Source organism: Pseudomonas sp. B21_DOA, from assembly GCA_030544685.1.
GTDB classification, from domain to species: Bacteria; Pseudomonadota; Gammaproteobacteria; order Pseudomonadales; family Pseudomonadaceae; genus Aquipseudomonas; species Aquipseudomonas fluorescens_AO.
Map to the genome: position 1 here is coordinate 2655037 of CP086683.1, position 17086 is coordinate 2672122.

Sequence of the window (17086 nt, forward strand, 5' to 3'; positions counted from 1 at the left end):
CAGAACATGTTCAACGGTAAATCGATCTTCATCTCCGGCGGCACCGGCTCGTTCGGGCGCAACTTCATCCGTCGCTTGCTGGAGCAATACCAGCCCAAGCGCGTGGTGGTGTTCTCCCGCGACGAGCTGAAACAGTACGAAATGCAGCAGACGTTCAACGCGCCGTGCATGCGCTATTTCATCGGTGACGTGCGTGACGCCGATCGCTTGCGGCAGGCCATGCGCGGTATCGACTACGTGGTGCATGCTGCTGCGCTCAAGCAAGTGCCGGCGGCGGAATACAACCCGACCGAATGCATTCGCACCAACGTCAATGGCGCGGAAAACATCATCGCCGCTGCCATCGACAATGGCGTGAAGAAAGTCGTGGCGTTGTCCACCGACAAAGCGGCCAGCCCGATCAATCTGTACGGCGCGACCAAGTTGCTTTCGGACAAACTGTTCGTCGCCGCCAACAACATTGCCGGCGAGCAGCAAACCCGCTTTGCCGTGGTGCGTTACGGCAATGTCGCCGGTTCGCGCGGCTCGGTGGTGCCGTTCTTCAGTAAACTGATCGCCGATGGCGCGCAGGAGCTGCCGATCACCGACGAGCGCATGACCCGGTTCTGGATCACCCTTGATCACGGTGTGCAATTCGTTCTCGACAGCTTCGCGCGGATGCACGGCGGCGAAGTGTTCGTGCCGAAGATTCCGTCGATCCGCGTTGTCGATCTGGCGCGCGGCATGGCCGAGCATCTACCGCACAAAAGCGTCGGCATCCGTCCGGGCGAAAAACTCCACGAGCTGATGGTGCCGCTGGACGATGCGCGCATGACTCTGGAATTTGAAGATCACTACACGATTCAGCCGTCGATTCGCTTCACCAGCGTCGATGTCGATTTTGCCGTCGACAAACTCGGCGAGCGCGGGCGCGCGGTGAGCGAAGATTTCGAGTACCGCTCCGATACCAATCCGCAGTTCCTTTCGGTCGGGCAGATCGCTGATCTGCACGCGAAACTCTCGGCATGATCCCCTACGGTCGGCAAAGCCTCGATCAGGCGGACATCGATGCGGTGGTCGCGGTGCTGCAATCAGACTGGCTGACCCAGGGGCCAACCATCGAACGCTTCGAGCAGGCGATGGCCGCCCGTTGCCAGGCCGATTTCGCGGTAGCGGTGTGCAACGCCACCGCGGCGCTGCACATCGCTTGTCTGGCGGCGGGGCTGGGGCCGGGCGATCGTTTGTGGACCACGCCGAACACCTTTCTCGCCTCGGCCAACTGCGGGCGCTATTGCGGCGCCGAGGTCGATTTTGTCGACATCGATCCGCTGACCTGGAACCTCGATGCGGTGGTTCTGGCCGCGAAGCTGGAACAGGCCGAGCGCGACGGCACGTTGCCGAAAGTGCTGGTCGCGGTGGCGTTCTCGGGACAGAGCTGTGACATGCGGCGCATCGCCGAACTGGCCGAGCGCTACAACTTCACCGTGATCGAGGATGCCTCTCACGCCGTCGGCGCCAGCTATGCCGGGCGCCCGGTCGGTTGCGGCGAATTTGCCGCGATGACCGTGTTCAGTTTCCATCCAGTGAAAATCATCACCAGCGCCGAGGGCGGCATGGTCCTGACCAATCACCCGCACCTGGTCGAGCGTTTGCAACGCTTGCGCAGCCACGGCATGACCCGTGATGCGCAGCAGATGACCGAGCCCAGTCACGGGCCGTGGTACTACCAGCAGATCGAACTGGGCTTCAATTATCGGGTCACCGATCTGCAAGCGGCGCTGGGCCTGTCACAGTTGGACAAACTGGACGGATTCATCGCCCGGCGCCGCGAATTGGCGGCGCGCTATCATCGCTTGCTGGCGTATTTGCCGGTGACGTTGCCGAGCCCGCAGGAAGAGGCGGAGTCTGCCTGGCACTTGTATGTGATTCGCTTGCAGACCGAGCGCATCAGCCTCAGTCATCGTCAGGTCTTCGAAGGTTTGCGCGTCGCCGGTATCGGCGTGAATCTGCACTACATTCCCGTGCACTTGCAGCCTTACTATCAGGACCTTGGTTTTGCCGAGGGTGATTTTCCCGAGGCTGAACGCTATTACGCTCAAGCCATCAGCTTGCCGCTGTATCCCTTGCTGACTGATGAGCAGCAGGATCATGTAGTCGAGCAACTGCGGCGACTGACCGAAGGATGACCGCTGCGGCGGTGGACGAGACTGTGCAATGCGCGATCTGAGCGAGCAGGAAAGGTTCTGGCAGGGTGAGTTCGGCAACCAGTACGTTGAGCGCAACGTCGGCCAGGCGCTGGTGGCGGGCAATCTCGGCTTTTTCGCCAAAGCGCTGAGCCGCGCGGGGCGTGTCGACAGTCTGCTGGAGCTGGGCACCAACGCCGGCAACAATTTGCAGGCACTGCGTCAGTTATTGCCGCGCTGCGAACTGTTCGGGGTCGAGATCAACGAAAGCGCCTATGCACAGGCGCAGGCGCTGGACATTGCGCAGATCTGGCACGGCTCGTTGTTCGATTTTCCTGGCGAGCGCCGCTACGATCTGACCCTGAGCAAAGGCGTGCTGATCCATCTGGCCCCTGAGCTGTTGCCGCGCGCCTATGCGCAGTTGTACGAGCTGAGCCAGCGCTACATCCTGATCGCCGAGTATTACAATCCGGCGCCGGTGGAAATTGCCTACCGCGGCAACAGCGGCAAGCTGTTCAAGCGTGATTTCGCCGGGGAAATGCTCGACCGCTATGCTGACCTGCAACTGGTCGACTATGGCTTCGTCTATCACCGCGATCCGCAGTTTCCGGCGGACGACATCACTTGGTTCCTGTTGGAAAAACGCCCTTGAGCAACGTCGCAATCATCCCTGCCCGTGGCGGCAGCAAGCGTATCCCGCGCAAGAATCTCTTGCCGTTCGATGGCGTGCCGATGATTGCCCGCTCGATCCGCACGGCGCTGGATTCAGGTTTGTTCGAGCAGGTTGTGGTCAGCACCGACGATGTCGAGATTGCCGAGGTCGCGAGGGCGCACGGTGCGCAGGTACCGTTCATGCGCCCGGCCGATCTGGCCGATGATTTCACCGGCACGGCGGCGGTCATCGCGCATGCGCTGGAGCAGTTGCCGACCTTCGATTTTGCCTGCTGCATTTACGCCACTGCGCCGCTGTTGCAGGCACGCTATCTGCGTCAGGGTTTCGAGCTGCTGGAGCAGCATCCTGATCGATCATTTGCGTTCTCGGTTTGTGATTTCGCGTTTCCGGTGCAGCGTGCGCTGACCGTGGACGGAAAGGGGCCTTGACGGCGTTGTATCCCGAGTTTCGCAATACCCGCTCGCAGGATCTGCCCGAGGCGTATCAGGATGCCGGTCAGTTCTATTGGGGCGCAGCGCGGCGTGGCTGCGCGGTGACGTGCTGTACTCGCCGGCCAGCCTGCCGGTGATTCTGCCGCGCTATCTGGTCCAGGACATCGACACGCCCGAGGACTTCAAACGCGCCGAATACCTGTACGCGGCGCTCAAGGCCGGCGGAGAGCTTTCATGAGAGTGCTGATTCGCGCTGACGCCTCGCCGACCATTGGCAGCGGTCACATCGCCCGTTGCCTGACTTTGGCGCGGGTAATGAAACAGCAGGGCAGCCATGTCGCGTTTGCCTGCCGGCGCTTGCCGGGGCATCGACTGGATGCCTTGAATGCCGAAGGCTTCGAAACCTTCGCGCTGCCCGAGCGCTATCGCGATGAGGACCCGTTGCAGGCCATCGAATCGATGCTGCCGTGGCAGTTCGACATTGATGCACTGGGCTTGCTGCTCGACGGGCAGGCGGAGTTCGACTGGATCATCGTCGACCATTACGGCCTCGACCATCACTGGCAAACTGCGGCGCGGCGCTGGGCGCATCGCATCGCGGCGGTGGACGATCTGGCCACCCGGCGTTACAGCGTCGATCTGCTGCTCAATCAGAATCTGTCCGGCCTCAGCGAAAACTATGCGCCGCTGCTGCCGGCGGGATGCCGCACCTTGCTCGGCCCGCGCTATGCGATGTTGCGCGAGGAATTCGCTTGCGCGGCAATCGAGATCAAACCGACGGCGCGCCGGGTATTGGTCAACTTCGGCGGCTTCGATGCGGCGATGCAGACCCATCACGCGATGCTCGCCCTGGCCGATTTCAACGAGCTGCAAGTGGACTTCGTTGCCGGCGCCGACAACCCGGCGTGGGCACAAATGCAGGCGTTGGCCGAGACGCGGCCGAACTGGCGCTTGCACAGTTTTGTCAGCGATTTTTATCAGCGCATGACCGAGGCCGATCTGTTCATCGGCGCGGGCGGCGGTACCAGTTGGGAGCGTGCGGCGCTGGGCCTGCCGACAATCTGCATCGCGGTGTCGAACAACCAGCAGGCCAACGGTGAAGTCATGGCCGCTGCGGGCGCGCATGTGTTTCTCGGCGCCCGTGAGCAAGTCAGCATTGAGCAATTGCGCGATGCGGTGGGGTTCGTCGCCAACAATTTCTATTTGCGCCAAAGCCTGGCCGAACGCTCGCGGCAACTGGTCGATGGCCGTGGCGCCGAGCGCGTTGCGGCAGCATTGGCCGGGGCGGTGCTGAAGCTGCGCCCGGCAACGCTCGACGACGCGCAGTTGCTGTTCGACGGGCGCAATGCCGAAGCGGTGCGGCGCGGGTCGCTGGACTCCAGCGTGATCGACTGGCCGCAGCATCTGGACTGGCTGACGGCGAGTCTGCGCAACCCGCAGCGGCTGTTGTTGATTGCCGAGGCCGACGACGGTGCCGTTGGTGTGGTGCGTTATGACCTGCGCGGGTTCGACGCGGAGGTTTCACTGTATCTGCTTGAGGGGCGCATCGGCCTGGGCTGGGGCAGGGCGCTGCTGGCGCGGGGCGAAGCGTTCGTCACGATGCACTGGGCGCAACTGCAAGCTATCAGCGCTCGGGTTTTGCCGGGCAACATCCCGTCGTTGAATCTGTTTCGTGACGCAGGCTTCAGCCAGGAGGCCTGCGCGTTCACTCGTGTTCTGAAGGAACCTTCGCATGACTAGCTTCAAGATTGGCCACCGCTCGATCGGTGCCGATGCGCCGCCGTTCATCATTGCCGAGATGAGCGGCAACCATAACCAGTCGCTGGAGGTCGCCCTGCAAATCGTCGAGGCTGCTGCCAGAGCCGGGGCGCATGCCTTGAAGCTGCAAACCTATACTGCCGAGACCATGACCCTGGATCTGTCTGAAGGCGAATTCTTCATCAAGGATCCGGGTAGTCTGTGGGCTGGCACCTCACTGTATGAGCTGTACGAAAAAGCCCATACGCCGTGGGAATGGCACGCGCCGATTTTTGCTCGGGCCAAAGAATTGGGAATGCTCGCGTTCTCGACGCCGTTTGATGACAGCGCGGTGGATTTTCTCGAAAGCCTCGATGTACCGGCCTACAAGATCGCCAGTTTCGAAAACACCGACCTGCCGCTGATTCGTCGTGTGGCGGCTACCGGTAAGCCGTTGATCATTTCCACCGGCATGGCCAGCATCGCCGAACTGGATGAAAGCGTGCGGGCCGCACGCGAGGCTGGCTGCAAGGATCTGGTGCTGCTCAAGTGCACCAGCACCTATCCGGCGACCCCGCTCAACAGCAACGTACGCACGATCCCGCATTTGCGGGAATTGTTCGGTTGTGAAGTGGGGTTGTCCGATCATTCGATGGGCGTTGGCGTTTCCGTTGCGGCGGTGGCGCTCGGGGCGACAGTGGTTGAAAAACATTTCACCCTTGACCGTTCAGCCGGTGGCGTCGACGCCAGTTTTTCCCTGGAACCTACAGAAATGGCCAGTCTGGTGGTAGAAACCGAGCGCGCCTGGCAGGCCATGGGCCAGGTGCATTACGGCGTCACCGAAGCCGAGCGCAAGTCGCTGGTGTATCGGCGCTCGCTGTATGTCACCGCCGACATGGTCGCCGGTGAGACCTTCAGTCGCGACAATCTGCGCGCGATTCGCCCGGGTCTCGGTCTGCCGCCCAAGCACACCGACGCCGTCCTCGGCCGCCGCGCCCGCGCACCGATCAAGCGTGGCACGCCGCTGGACTGGTCGTTGCTCGAATAAGCCGATCTGCACCGATTCGGCTAAATAGCGTGACCTGCGAGTCATAACGCGCATCTTCACTGTATTGTATTGATCGGGGAGATGGCGCCTGGCCCGTTTGCGGTTCCAGTGATAGCCCTTTGCGCTCCCCGTGGCTGCCCGTTGTGGCGGCCATTTGCTGTTTGTCGGCGCCCCTCGAATCCTTGCGAGCGGTGGTTTTGGGCTGTTTTTTATTGGGAAGCCGTAATGATTGGCATAAAAAGCATTGCGAGCTACGTTCCTGTAGCCGGCGTGGACAATTACGCACAAGGTGCAAAATTCGAGAAGGATGAAGAATTCATCCTTGGCAAGATCGGTTCGGCGTTCCTGCCGCGCAAAGACGCTGAGCAGGAAACCTCCGACCTGTGCGTGGAAGCGGCCAATGCGCTGTTTGCCAGCAACCCTGAACTGAAGCGTGAATCGATCGATGCGCTGATTGTCGTCACCCAGAATGGTGACGAAGAAGGTCTGCCGCACACCGCTGCCATCGTTCAGGACAAACTCGGCCTGCCGACCAACGTCGCGGCGTTCGACATTTCCCTGGGCTGCTCCGGTTACGTCTACGGCATCTACGCGATCAAAGGCTTCATGGAAGCCGCCGGCCTGAAGAACGGCCTGCTGATCACTGCTGACCCGTACTCGAAAATCGTTGACCCGGAAGACCGCAACACCACCATGCTGTTTGGCGATGCCGCCACGGCAACGTGGATGGGCGAACACCCGACCTGGGCACTGGGCAAGGCCAAGTTCGGCACCGACGGTTCCGGCGCACCGCACTTGAAAGTGAGCAACGGCGTGTTCTTCATGAACGGTCGTCAGGTGTTCAACTTCGCATTGCTGAAAGTGCCGGCACACTTGCACGAGTTGCTCGACGATTCCAATCTCAAGGCCGATGACATCGACGCATTCTGCATTCACCAGGGCAGCGCGGCGATTGTCGATGCCGTGGCGCGACGCTTCGAAGGCGAGCCGGAGAAGTTCATCAAGGACATGGTCGAGACCGGCAACACCGTGTCGTCGAGCATTCCGTTGCTGCTCGAAAAACACGTGCTCGACTCCGACTGGCAGCGCATTGCCCTGAGCGGTTTTGGCGTCGGTCTGTCGTGGGGCTCGGCGATCATCTATCGTCCGTAAGCTGCTGCAAAAACCACTGATACAAAAATAGCGTTCAAGGTTAACCTTGAACGCTATTTTTGCCCGAGAAGGAGCGCGAGGCGCCATGAGCGAGTTTTTCCAAGCCAATGCCGAGGTGTTGCAACGGCGCTGGCCGGCGCTGTTCGAGCGATTGATGGCTGAAGACAGCGCGTCCGTACAGGCCGAACTCGTGCAAGGGCTGGGCTCGACGCTGAGCGTTGACGGCATTCAGTTGACCAGTCGCCATGATCGTCTGCACGAGGCGCAGGTTCAGGCGGCAAGCCTGCCGGAAAAACCGCAACTCCATGTCTATGGCACCGGGCTGGGCGACTTGCCCGGCGTGCTTCTCGAACGTGCGGGGCTCGAGCGCCTCTACGTGCACATTCTCAATGGCGCGCTGTTCGCACTGGTGCTGCAACTGCTCGATCAGCGCCAGTGGCTGCAGGATCCCCGTGTCGAACTGTTTTACGCGGGTGATCACCCGGACTTCTTCACGCCGTTCTTTGCCTTGCCCGCCGAGATGCTGCTGGCCGATGACTTCAACGCGAAGATCCGCGACCGGCTGATCAATGAAGTGCACCTGACGTTCAACAATCGTGATTTCGATCCGCAGTCGCCAGAAATCCAGCAACGCTTGCAGGAATGTCTGCCGGTGTTGCTTGGCGATGACGATGTCGCGCAGCTGTTCGGCAGTTGCGCTGGACGTGAAATCTACGTAATCGCCACCGGACCGACGCTGGAGCAGCATTTCGAACGTCTGGCGGCGATTCGTCAGCTTGCTGAGCGGCCGTTGTTCATCTGTGTTGATACCGCTTATCGACCGTTGCGCGAACATGGCATCGTGCCGGATCTGGTGGTTAGCATCGATCAGCGCATCGGCTTTCGGCATCTGCCCTTTGAGACGTCTGACGGCATTACGCTGGTGTACCTGCCGATGAGCGACCCGCAGGTATTGAAGGCATGGAAGGGCAAGCGCTATGGCGGCTATTCGGCCAGCCCGATCTATGCCGAGCTGCAAAAACAGTATCCACGCGGCGAGCTGCACGTCGGCGGCAGCGTGATTCATCCGGCGGTGGATCTCGCGGTAAAAATGGGCGCGAGCCGAATCACTCTGTTTGGCGCTGACTTCGCTTTCCCGATGAGCAAGACCCACGCCGGTTGGGACGACGGTGATCTGGGCCCGCCGCTGGCCCAGGCGAGGCACTGGGTGCGCGATGGCCACGGTCAGCGCGTCAGTACTCAGCTGAATTTTCGCGGATATCTGTGTGTGCTTGAGCGTTATATCGCCGCGCATCCAAAGGTCGAATTTCTCAACAGCAGCCGCGCCGGTGCATTGATTGCCGGGACCGCTTTCAATCCGGAGTTCGTGCAATGAGTGCGCTGAGTCAATGTCAGGATCAGTGTCGTCAGTGTGCCGCGTTGTTTCGCCTTGGGCGTGACGTTGAGGCGGCACTGACGATGGTCGATGTATTCGAACAGGCCCAGCAATGTCTGGCGTCTGCCTCAGTGGGTATCCAGCAGGCGTGGGCACAGGTGCTCACGCAAATGCTCGACTGTCAGGAGCGCCAGGACTGGTTGGGCCTGGCTGACTATATGGAATACGAACTGGTCGAATTGCTGGAAAGTGCCAGGCGCTGAACCGCTGCGCAGCACTGGCCCGCGGCTTTGCGTTACAGGCGGTTTTATGACGTCATTTTTTCGCGCTGGATGTGCTGCTAAGTCTTTGTTTTCTCGGGGGTGGCGTGGTGATGGCAAAATTTTTTCAAAAAGCCCTCAAGCAACCTGCAATCCCGACGATAACTATTACGAAGGTTCTCTAGGCCATACCCGGCGGTTGCCAGGGCCGGAAGCCGCAGTACCCAACCAACGAGGAATTCGTCATGGCTTTAACAGTAAACACCAACACCACATCGTTGAACGTTCAGAAAAACCTGAACCGCGCTTCCGACGCTCTGTCCACTTCGATGCAACGCCTGTCTTCCGGCCTGAAAATCAACAGCGCTAAAGACGACGCTGCCGGCCTGCAGATCGCTACTCGCATGTCTTCCCAGATCCGTGGTAACACCCAGGCTATCCAGAACGCCAACGACGGTATCTCCGTTGCTCAGACCGCTGAAGGCGCTCTGCAAGCTTCGACCGACATCCTGCAGCGTATGCGTGAACTGGCTGTTAAAGCCCGTAACGGTACCAACGGCACTGCTGACCAGACTGCAACCAACGCTGAATTCGCTCAGATGTCTGACGAAATCACCCGTATCTCGGCTGCTACCAACCTGAACGGCAAAAACCTGCTGGACGGTTCGGCTGGTACTGTAACTCTGCAAGTTGGCGCCAACACTGGCTCCGCCAACCACATCGACCTGGTTCTGAGCGGCAAGTTTGACGCTGCAAGCCTGTCGGTAGGTAGCGGTACTGTTGTTCTGACCGGTGCTACTTCCGCAGCCGCTGCTTCGAACATCGACAACGCGATCACTGCAATCGACGCTGCAATTGCGAACATCAACGCCACCCGCGCTGCTCTGGGTGCTTCGCAAAACCGTCTGACCAGCACCATCTCCAACCTGCAGAACATCACTGAAAACACCACCGCTGCTCAGGGTCGTGTACAGGACACCGACTTCGCCGCTGAAACTGCTAACCTGACCAAGCAGCAGACTCTGCAGCAAGCTTCGACCTCCGTACTGGCTCAAGCCAACCAACTGCCTTCCGCTGTACTGAAGCTGCTTCAGTAATCCGGATCGAGTTTAAGCGGGGAGTGCGCTTGTCGTGCTCTCTCGCTTTTTTACGTTAAGAGGTGATGGGCATGGACATGAGCGTAAAGCTTAACGTGTCTTATCCGGCTCCCAAGCCAGTGCCACCGGTCGCTGACAAACCGTCAGAGCTGCCTAAAGTCCAAGAGACTGAAGCACCGGTCGCGGCCAAGGATCAGGATTCGGACAGCGCCAAGTTGAAGCTGGCGGTGCAGGAGATCGAGAAGTTCGTCCAGTCGATCAAGCGCAATCTGGAGTTTTCGATTGATGAACACTCCGGCAAAGTCATCGTCAAAGTGATTGCAAGCGAAACGGGTGAGGTCGTTCGACAGATTCCCTCCGCCGAAGCCCTCAAGCTGGCCGACAGCCTGGCCAATGCGAGCCACGTATTGTTCGACGCTAAAGTCTGATAGCTGGCATGAATAATGTTTGTCCGTTCTCAGGGCGCGTGTAACGGTCAAAAGAATGGCAACAATCTGAAGGGAGATGCACATGGCAAGTCCAATTCTACCGGGTTCCGGACTGGGTTCCGGCCTGGACATCGGCGCGATCGTGACCGCGCTGGTCAACGCCGACAAGTCTGCCAAGCAGACGCAGATCGATACTGCAACCAAAACCAACAGCCTGAAGATTTCCGGTGTCGGTTCGCTGAAAAGTGCACTGGCTGCGTATCAGAAAGCGATGGGCGATCTGAACAAAGCTTCGAGTCCGGCGTTTGCCGGTTTTACCGCAACGTCTGACACCCCATCGGTTGTCGGTGCTACCTCGGATAAAACCGCCGTACCGGGTACTTACAGCGTCGTCGTGAAAAACCTGGCCACCGGCTCGAAAGTTGCCAGTGCCGCCTTTGCCGGCGGGGCCGCCAGTGCCATTCCGAGTGGTACTCTGAAAATCAGTCAGAATGGCATTGATTACAATGTCGCGATTCCGGCCAATGCCACCTTGCAGTCCACGCGCGATGCGATCAACACCGCGCAGTCCAGCAATGGCATTTCCGCGAACATCGTGACTGACAGTACCGGCGCCTCGCGTCTGGTACTGAGCTCCAACAAGACGGGCGCCGGCATGGACCTGCAGGTCAGCGGTATCGCCGGTCTCGAGATCGATGGCACCCAGAAGATGGGTGACAATCCTGCGGCAGGGGCATCCGGTGCGGTCGGTGATGTGGCCAAGGACGCCAGCCTGACCATTGACGGACTGGCCGTTACCAGCAAGACCAATACCGTGACCGGTGCGATCAGCGGCATGACGCTTAACCTGACTGCTGCCAGTCCGTTGGTCAATGGCGTCGCAACGCCAGCGACCGTTTCGGTTGCGACCAATACCGCCGGCATCCAGACATCGCTGCAATCGTTCATCGATTCCTATAACACCCTGAAGAAAACCATCGACACCTTGTCCAAGGCAACGCCGGATGCCGATGGCAATCTGACCGTTTCGGCGGCGTTCACCGGTGACGCTCTGCCGCGTTCGTTGATGGCGGACGTGCGGGCTCAGTTGACAGATCCAGGGGCGGGCGGAGCAGGGCAATTGTCCGTGCTCTCGCAGATGGGTGTCTTGACTGACAGTAAAACCGGTTTGCTGACGCTCGATACCGCAGTATTCAACAAGCGTATGGAAATCCCTGGCATGGCTGGCCAGGTTCAACAGCTGTTCAGCGGCACCGATTCCAAGAATGGTCTGTTGGCGCGTATGACTGCGGCGGTTGATCCGTACGTCAAGACTGGTGGGCTGCTCGATCAGCGCAGTTCCAACCTGACTAATCTGACATCGAGCCTGCAAAAGCAGCAGGCGGCGCTGGATCTGCGCGTGGCCAACCTGACGACGACATTGACCGCCAAGTACAATGCCATGGACTTGCTGGTAGGGCAGATGAAGGCAACGGCGAGCAACATCACGTCGTTCTTCAGCTCGCTGAACGCTCAGCAGTCCGCGAAGTAACAGTCAGTAACGACAAAAACCCGGCTACGCTTTATCGGCGTGCGCCGGGTTTTTGTCTTTGATCTAAAGTTTTCGGACCGGTTGGCGATACACTGGTTATACGAGTCAACGTGGCAATGAGGTAGAACATGAACCCGATGTTAGCCCTTCGGCAGTACCAGAAAGTCGGCGCCCATGCGCAGACGTCCGAAGCGAGCCCGCACCGTCTGGTGCAAATGTTGATGGAAGGTGGCCTGGCCCGGATTGCGCAGGCCAAGGGCGCCATCGAACGCAAGGACATTCCCGGCAAGTGCACGGCGATCAGCAAGGCCATCGGCATTGTCAGTGGCCTGCGTGAAGGCCTCGATCTTGAAAACAACGCCGAGGCGCTGGCCGATCTGGATGGCCTGTACATCTACATGATGAAGCGTCTTGCCGAGGCGAACATCAGCAGCGACCCACGTGTGCTCGACGAAGTCGCCGGCCTGCTGACAACGGTCAAAGAAGGTTGGGACGCCATCGCGCCCGTGCCGGCTCCGCAGTTCTGAAGGAGATCACCATGAGTCTTGTATTGCAGCGAATAGCCGATACCCGTGAAGCGTTGGTCGGAGCATTGGCCGAACGAAACTGGGAAGCCATTGGTGAGTTGGATCTGGCTTGCCGTTCCTGCATGGAAGACGTCATGGCGGAAGCTTCGCTGGACGAAGTGGCACTGCGCGACAACCTTGAGGAGCTGCTATTCGTCTACAAAGAGCTTCTCGAGGTAGCAATGGGCGAGCGGCAGGCGATAGCCAACGAGATGTCGCAGATCACCCAAGCGCAAAAGGCTGCAAAGGTTTACCATCTGTTTGGTTGATTAACCGTCAGTTAAACCAGACATGTGCGCCATAAATTTGACTGTGCACGGTTTTTTGACTTAACTAGTGGCTATTATCAGGTTTAGGGCGTCTACAGGCACATGGTGTCCTGCAAGCGTCTCGCTTGCCTTATTTTTCGGGCATTGAGTTGACTAGGGAAGTTGCTATTGCATGTGGCGTGAAACCAAAATTCTGCTGATCGATGACGATAGCGTCCGCCGCCGCGACCTGGCGGTGATTCTGAATTTTCTTGGCGAAGAAAATTTACCCTGCGGCAGCCATGACTGGCAGCAGGCAGTCGGCTCTTTGTCGTCTAGTCGTGAGGTCATTTGCGTACTGATCGGGACGGTCAATGCTCCTGGCGCGCTTTTGGGCTTGCTAAAGACACTCGGAACCTGGGATGAGTTCCTTCCGGTTTTGTTAATGGGCGATAATTCTTCCGTTGATCTGCCTGAAGACCAGCGTCGCCGCGTGCTGTCGACCTTGGAAATGCCGCCCAGCTACAGCAAATTGCTCGATTCGCTGCACCGCGCCCAGGTCTATCGCGAAATGTACGACCAGGCCCGTGAACGCGGCCGTCATCGCGAACCCAATCTTTTCCGCAGCCTCGTCGGTACCAGCCGTGCGATTCAGCACGTGCGGCAGATGATGCAGCAGGTCGCCGACACTGACGCCAGCGTGCTGATCCTCGGCGAGTCCGGCACCGGCAAGGAAGTGGTCGCGCGCAACCTTCACTATCACTCCAAACGTCGCGACGCGCCGTTCGTTCCAGTCAACTGCGGGGCGATCCCGGCAGAGCTGCTCGAAAGCGAACTGTTCGGCCACGAGAAGGGCGCCTTCACCGGCGCGATCACCAGCCGTGCCGGGCGCTTTGAACTGGCCAACGGCGGCACGCTGTTCCTCGACGAAATCGGCGATATGCCGCTGCCGATGCAGGTCAAGCTGCTGCGCGTATTGCAAGAGCGTACCTTCGAGCGCGTGGGCAGCAACAAGACCCAAAGCGTCGACGTGCGCATCATTGCCGCAACGCACAAGAATCTCGAAAGCATGATCGAGATCGGCTCGTTCCGCGAAGACCTCTACTATCGCCTGAACGTGTTCCCGATCGAGATGGCGCCGCTGCGTGAGCGCGTCGAGGACATCCCGCTGCTGATGAACGAATTGATCTCGCGCATGGAACACGAGAAGCGCGGTTCGATCCGTTTCAACTCGGCGGCGATCATGTCGCTGTGCCGTCACGGCTGGCCGGGCAACGTCCGCGAGCTGGCCAACCTCGTCGAGCGCATGGCGATCATGCATCCGTACGGAGTGATCGGCGTGGTCGAGTTGCCGAAGAAGTTCCGCTACGTCGACGACGAAGACGAGCAAATGGTCGACAGCCTGCGCAGCGATCTTGAAGAGCGTGTGGCGATCAACGGCCACACGCCTGACTTCAGCGCCAACGCGTTGCTGCCGCCGGAAGGCCTCGATCTCAAGGACTACCTCGGTGGTCTGGAGCAAGGCCTGATTCAGCAAGCCCTGGACGACGCCAATGGCATCGTGGCACGGGCCGCTGAACGTCTGCGTATTCGCCGCACGACCCTGGTCGAGAAGATGCGCAAATACGGCATGAGCCGGGCTGGAGGAGACGAACAGGCGGATGATTGACGCCGGTTTTTCAAGCGCTTCATTTATAAGCGGTTTTTTTAGGCACGGGTATTGCTATAGCCCTCGTAACGTTCCGTTTCACTGACGGTCAGCCAAGCGAGAGAGCCCAATGCCCCAAGCCGCCCAGATCTCTTCTGCCTCCAATATCGTGGGGCAACCCTCGTCCGTAGAGCAGGCAAGTCGTCAGGGACTTGAGCAGGCATTTCAGCTGTTCAACCAGATGTCGAGTCAGCTGACCGACTCTTACAGCCTGCTCGAAGCGCGGGTCACCGAGCTCAAGGGTGAGCTGGCCGTGGTCAGCGCCCAGCGCATGCAGGAACTGGCGGAAAAAGAGCGCTTGGCCAATCGCTTGCAAAACCTCCTCGACCTGTTGCCCGGCGGCGTCATCGTCATCGACGGCCACGGTCTGGTGCGCGAAGCCAACCCGGCCGCCATCGATCTGCTCGGCTCGCCACTCGAAGGCGAACTCTGGCGCCATGTGATTGCACGCTGCTTCGCTCCCCGCGAAGACGACGGTCATGAAATTTCCCTGAAAAATGGTCGACGCCTGTCGATTGCCACCCGCTCGCTGGACGCCGAGCCGGGGCAGTTGGTGCTGCTCAACGACTTGACTGAAACCCGTCATCTGCAAGACCAACTGGCACGGCACGAGCGCTTGTCTTCGCTGGGCCGCATGGTTGCGTCTCTGGCTCATCAGATTCGTACGCCGCTGTCCGCCGCGTTGCTCTACGCCAGTCATTTGACTGAGCAGCAATTGCCGGTGGAAACCCAGCAGCGCTTCGCCGGCCGCCTGAAGGAGCGTCTGCACGAACTCGAACATCAAGTGCGCGACATGCTGGTGTTCGCTCGCGGTGAATTGCCGCTGACCGACCGCCTCACCCCTGATGCCTTGATGCAATCGCTGCAGGCTGCGGCGCTGACCCACGTGCAGGATCTGCCAATCCGCTGGCAGTGCGACAGCCATGCCGGTGAGCTGCTGTGCAACCGCGACACGCTGGTCGGCGCATTGCTGAATCTGATTGAAAACGCCATTCAGGCGAGCGCCGGCGAGGCGCGCCTGAAAGTGCATTGCTACACCAGAGGCAATACGCTGCGTCTGTGTGTCAGCGACAACGGCAGCGGTATTGAGCCGACAGTTTTGGCGCGCCTCGGCGAGCCTTTTTTACTACCAAAGTCACCGGGACCGGCCTTGGCCTGACCGTGGTCAAAGCGGTGGCCCGCGCGCATCAGGGAGAATTGACCCTGCGCTCGCGAGTCGGGCGCGGCACCTGCGCGCAGGTCAGCCTGCCACTGTTTTCCGCTGCACAAGGAGTTGAATAAACGTCATGGGCATCAAGGTGTTGCTGGTCGAGGATGACCGTTCGTTGCGCGAGGCGCTGGCCGATACGCTGCTGCTCGCCGGCCACGACTATCACGCCGTCGGCAGCGCCGAAGAAGCACTGACGGCTGTCGCGCAGCAAGCCTTCAGCCTGGTGGTCAGCGACGTCAACATGCCGGGCATGGACGGTCATCAATTGCTTGCCCTGCTGCGCGCGCGCCAACCGCAATTGCCGGTGCTGCTGATGACCGCCCACGGCGCGGTCGAACGTGCGGTCGATGCCATGCGCCAGGGTGCGGCGGATTATCTGGTCAAGCCGTTCGAACCCAAAGCGCTGCTCGATCTGGTGGCGCGCCATGCCTTGGGCAGCATTGACGCTGGCGAAGCGGACGGTCCGGTCGCCGTTGAACCGGCCAGTGCGCAGTTGCTTGAATTGGCGGCACGGGTCGCACGCAGTGATTCGACTGTGTTGATCTCTGGCGAGTCCGGCACCGGTAAAGAAGTGCTGGCGCGCTACATTCACCAGCAATCGCGGCGGGCCAGTCAGCCCTTTATTGCGATCAACTGCGCGGCGATTCCCGACAACATGCTCGAAGCGACGCTGTTCGGTCATGAGAAAGGTTCGTTCACCGGTGCTATCGCCTCGCAGGCCGGCAAGTTCGAGCAGGCGGACGGCGGCACCATTCTGCTCGACGAAATTTCCGAAATGCCGCTGGGCCTGCAAGCCAAGTTGTTACGTGTTCTGCAAGAGCGCGAAGTCGAGCGCGTGGGCGCCCGCAAGCCGATCAGTCTGGATATTCGCGTGGTCGCCACGACCAACCGCGATCTGGCCGGTGAAGTGGCGGCGGGGCGTTTTCGCGAAGACCTGTTTTACCGTTTGTCGGTTTTCCCCTGGCGTGGCGTCCACTTCGCGAGCGCACTGCCGATATCCTGCCGCTGGCGGAAAAGTTGTTGGCCAAACACGTCAATAAAATGAAGCACGCCGCAGCGAAGCTATCGCCCGAAGCGCAAGCCTGCCTGACCGCATATCCGTGGCCGGGCAATGTGCGTGAACTGGACAACGCCATTCAGCGTGCGTTGATTCTGCAGCAGGGCGGTTTGATTCAGCCGCAGGATTTTTGCCTGAGCGGTGCGGTGACATTTGCGCCGTCGCCGGTCGCGGCACCGGTGATCCGCGAGGTGGAAATCGAGGCGGATTCTTCCGGCGCCCTGGGCGATGACCTGCGCCGCCGGGAGTTTCAGATGATCATCGACACCCTGCGCGCCGAGCGTGGCCGGCGCAAGGAAGCTGCCGAAAAACTCGGCATCAGCCCGCGTACCCTGCGCTACAAACTGGCGCAAATGCGCGACGCCGGGATGGACGTCGAAGGCTATCTGTTCGCCACCTGATC

14 protein-coding genes and 3 pseudogenes are annotated in these 17086 nt (G+C 59.9%); all 17 read left to right on the forward strand.

The window, feature by feature from the left end:
* The first annotated feature begins 6 nt into the window (after positions 1 to 6).
* Positions 7 to 1008: a UDP-N-acetylglucosamine 4,6-dehydratase (inverting) gene (gene pseB, locus LJU32_12145; protein ID WKV90784.1), complete on the forward strand. Its 1002-nt coding sequence runs from the start codon at positions 7 to 9 to the stop codon at positions 1006 to 1008.
* Entirely contained in the window at positions 1005 to 2165 is a 1161-nt protein-coding gene (gene pseC, locus LJU32_12150) for a UDP-4-amino-4,6-dideoxy-N-acetyl-beta-L-altrosamine transaminase (GenBank protein ID WKV90785.1), read from the forward strand. Before pseB ends, pseC begins: the two co-directional genes overlap by 4 nt.
* 28 nt (positions 2166 to 2193) lie before the next feature.
* On the forward strand, positions 2194 to 2814 hold the full coding sequence (locus LJU32_12155) for a pseudaminic acid biosynthesis-associated methylase (protein WKV90786.1): 621 nt from the start codon (positions 2194 to 2196) through the stop codon (positions 2812 to 2814).
* Positions 2811 to 3504, forward strand: a pseudogene (gene pseF, locus LJU32_12160) (pseudaminic acid cytidylyltransferase). Before LJU32_12155 ends, pseF begins: the two are co-directional and overlap by 4 nt.
* Complete coding sequence (gene pseG, locus LJU32_12165; GenBank protein ID WKV90787.1) at positions 3501 to 5006, forward strand: UDP-2,4-diacetamido-2,4,6-trideoxy-beta-L-altropyranose hydrolase; 1506 nt, start codon at positions 3501 to 3503, stop codon at positions 5004 to 5006. The pseudogene pseF and the gene pseG overlap by 4 nt, the downstream one beginning before the upstream one ends.
* Positions 4999 to 6051: a pseudaminic acid synthase gene (gene pseI / locus LJU32_12170; protein WKV90788.1), complete on the forward strand. Its 1053-nt coding sequence runs from the start codon at positions 4999 to 5001 to the stop codon at positions 6049 to 6051. The genes pseG and pseI overlap by 8 nt, the downstream gene beginning before the upstream one ends.
* Positions 6052 to 6276: 225 nt before the next feature.
* Positions 6277 to 7203, forward strand: coding sequence for a ketoacyl-ACP synthase III (locus LJU32_12175; protein WKV90789.1), 927 nt, complete (start codon positions 6277 to 6279; stop codon positions 7201 to 7203).
* 85 nt (positions 7204 to 7288) lie between these two features.
* Positions 7289 to 8578 carry a DUF115 domain-containing protein gene (locus LJU32_12180; GenBank protein WKV90790.1) on the forward strand — a complete coding sequence of 430 codons (1290 nt, stop codon included), beginning with the start codon at positions 7289 to 7291 and terminating at the stop codon, positions 8576 to 8578.
* Positions 8575 to 8841 carry a hypothetical protein gene (locus tag LJU32_12185; protein WKV90791.1) on the forward strand — a complete coding sequence of 89 codons (267 nt, stop codon included), beginning with the start codon at positions 8575 to 8577 and terminating at the stop codon, positions 8839 to 8841. Before LJU32_12180 ends, LJU32_12185 begins: the two co-directional genes overlap by 4 nt.
* A 242-nt stretch (positions 8842 to 9083) precedes the next feature.
* A complete protein-coding gene (locus LJU32_12190; GenBank protein WKV90792.1) occupies positions 9084 to 9935 on the forward strand; it encodes a flagellin FliC in 852 nt (283 codons plus the stop codon).
* 71 nt (positions 9936 to 10006) lie between these two features.
* The gene (locus LJU32_12195) at positions 10007 to 10363 is read left to right on the forward strand and encodes a flagellar protein FlaG (protein ID WKV90793.1); all 357 of its coding nucleotides are present in this window, start codon (positions 10007 to 10009) and stop codon (positions 10361 to 10363) included.
* A gap of 82 nt (positions 10364 to 10445) precedes the next feature.
* Complete coding sequence (fliD, locus tag LJU32_12200) at positions 10446 to 11894, forward strand: flagellar filament capping protein FliD (protein ID WKV90794.1); 1449 nt, start codon at positions 10446 to 10448, stop codon at positions 11892 to 11894.
* A 128-nt stretch (positions 11895 to 12022) separates the two neighbouring features.
* Positions 12023 to 12421 carry a flagellar export chaperone FliS gene (gene fliS / locus LJU32_12205; GenBank protein ID WKV90795.1) on the forward strand — a complete coding sequence of 133 codons (399 nt, stop codon included), beginning with the start codon at positions 12023 to 12025 and terminating at the stop codon, positions 12419 to 12421.
* Between the two features lie 11 nt (positions 12422 to 12432).
* On the forward strand, positions 12433 to 12729 hold the full coding sequence (locus LJU32_12210; GenBank protein WKV90796.1) for a flagellar protein FliT: 297 nt from the start codon (positions 12433 to 12435) through the stop codon (positions 12727 to 12729).
* 172 nt (positions 12730 to 12901) lie between these two features.
* Positions 12902 to 14377, forward strand: a complete 1476-nt coding sequence (locus LJU32_12215; GenBank protein ID WKV90797.1) for a sigma-54 dependent transcriptional regulator — start codon at positions 12902 to 12904, stop codon at positions 14375 to 14377.
* Between the two features lie 109 nt (positions 14378 to 14486).
* A pseudogene (locus LJU32_12220) lies at positions 14487 to 15697 on the forward strand (PAS domain-containing protein).
* Between the two features lie 5 nt (positions 15698 to 15702).
* A pseudogene (locus LJU32_12225) lies at positions 15703 to 17084 on the forward strand (sigma-54 dependent transcriptional regulator).
* Positions 17085 to 17086 lie beyond the last annotated feature (2 nt).

Excerpts from the sequence above, each read along its gene's own strand:
- pseB (WKV90784.1), top strand. The coding sequence starts at position 7 with ATGTTCAACGGTAAATCGATCTTCATCTCCGGCGGCACCGGCTCGTTC.
- pseC (WKV90785.1), top strand. The coding sequence starts at position 1,005 with ATGATCCCCTACGGTCGGCAAAGCCTCGATCAGGCGGACATCGATGCG.
- LJU32_12155 (WKV90786.1), top strand. The coding sequence starts at position 2,194 with ATGCGCGATCTGAGCGAGCAGGAAAGGTTCTGGCAGGGTGAGTTCGGC.
- pseG (WKV90787.1), top strand. The coding sequence starts at position 3,501 with ATGAGAGTGCTGATTCGCGCTGACGCCTCGCCGACCATTGGCAGCGGT.
- pseI (WKV90788.1), top strand. The coding sequence starts at position 4,999 with ATGACTAGCTTCAAGATTGGCCACCGCTCGATCGGTGCCGATGCGCCG.
- LJU32_12175 (WKV90789.1), top strand. The coding sequence starts at position 6,277 with ATGATTGGCATAAAAAGCATTGCGAGCTACGTTCCTGTAGCCGGCGTG.
- LJU32_12180 (WKV90790.1), top strand. The coding sequence starts at position 7,289 with ATGAGCGAGTTTTTCCAAGCCAATGCCGAGGTGTTGCAACGGCGCTGG.
- LJU32_12185 (WKV90791.1), top strand. The coding sequence starts at position 8,575 with ATGAGTGCGCTGAGTCAATGTCAGGATCAGTGTCGTCAGTGTGCCGCG.
- LJU32_12190 (WKV90792.1), top strand. The coding sequence starts at position 9,084 with ATGGCTTTAACAGTAAACACCAACACCACATCGTTGAACGTTCAGAAA.
- LJU32_12195 (WKV90793.1), top strand. The coding sequence starts at position 10,007 with ATGGACATGAGCGTAAAGCTTAACGTGTCTTATCCGGCTCCCAAGCCA.
- fliD (WKV90794.1), top strand. The coding sequence starts at position 10,446 with ATGGCAAGTCCAATTCTACCGGGTTCCGGACTGGGTTCCGGCCTGGAC.
- fliS (WKV90795.1), top strand. The coding sequence starts at position 12,023 with ATGAACCCGATGTTAGCCCTTCGGCAGTACCAGAAAGTCGGCGCCCAT.
- LJU32_12210 (WKV90796.1), top strand. The coding sequence starts at position 12,433 with ATGAGTCTTGTATTGCAGCGAATAGCCGATACCCGTGAAGCGTTGGTC.
- LJU32_12215 (WKV90797.1), top strand. The coding sequence starts at position 12,902 with ATGTGGCGTGAAACCAAAATTCTGCTGATCGATGACGATAGCGTCCGC.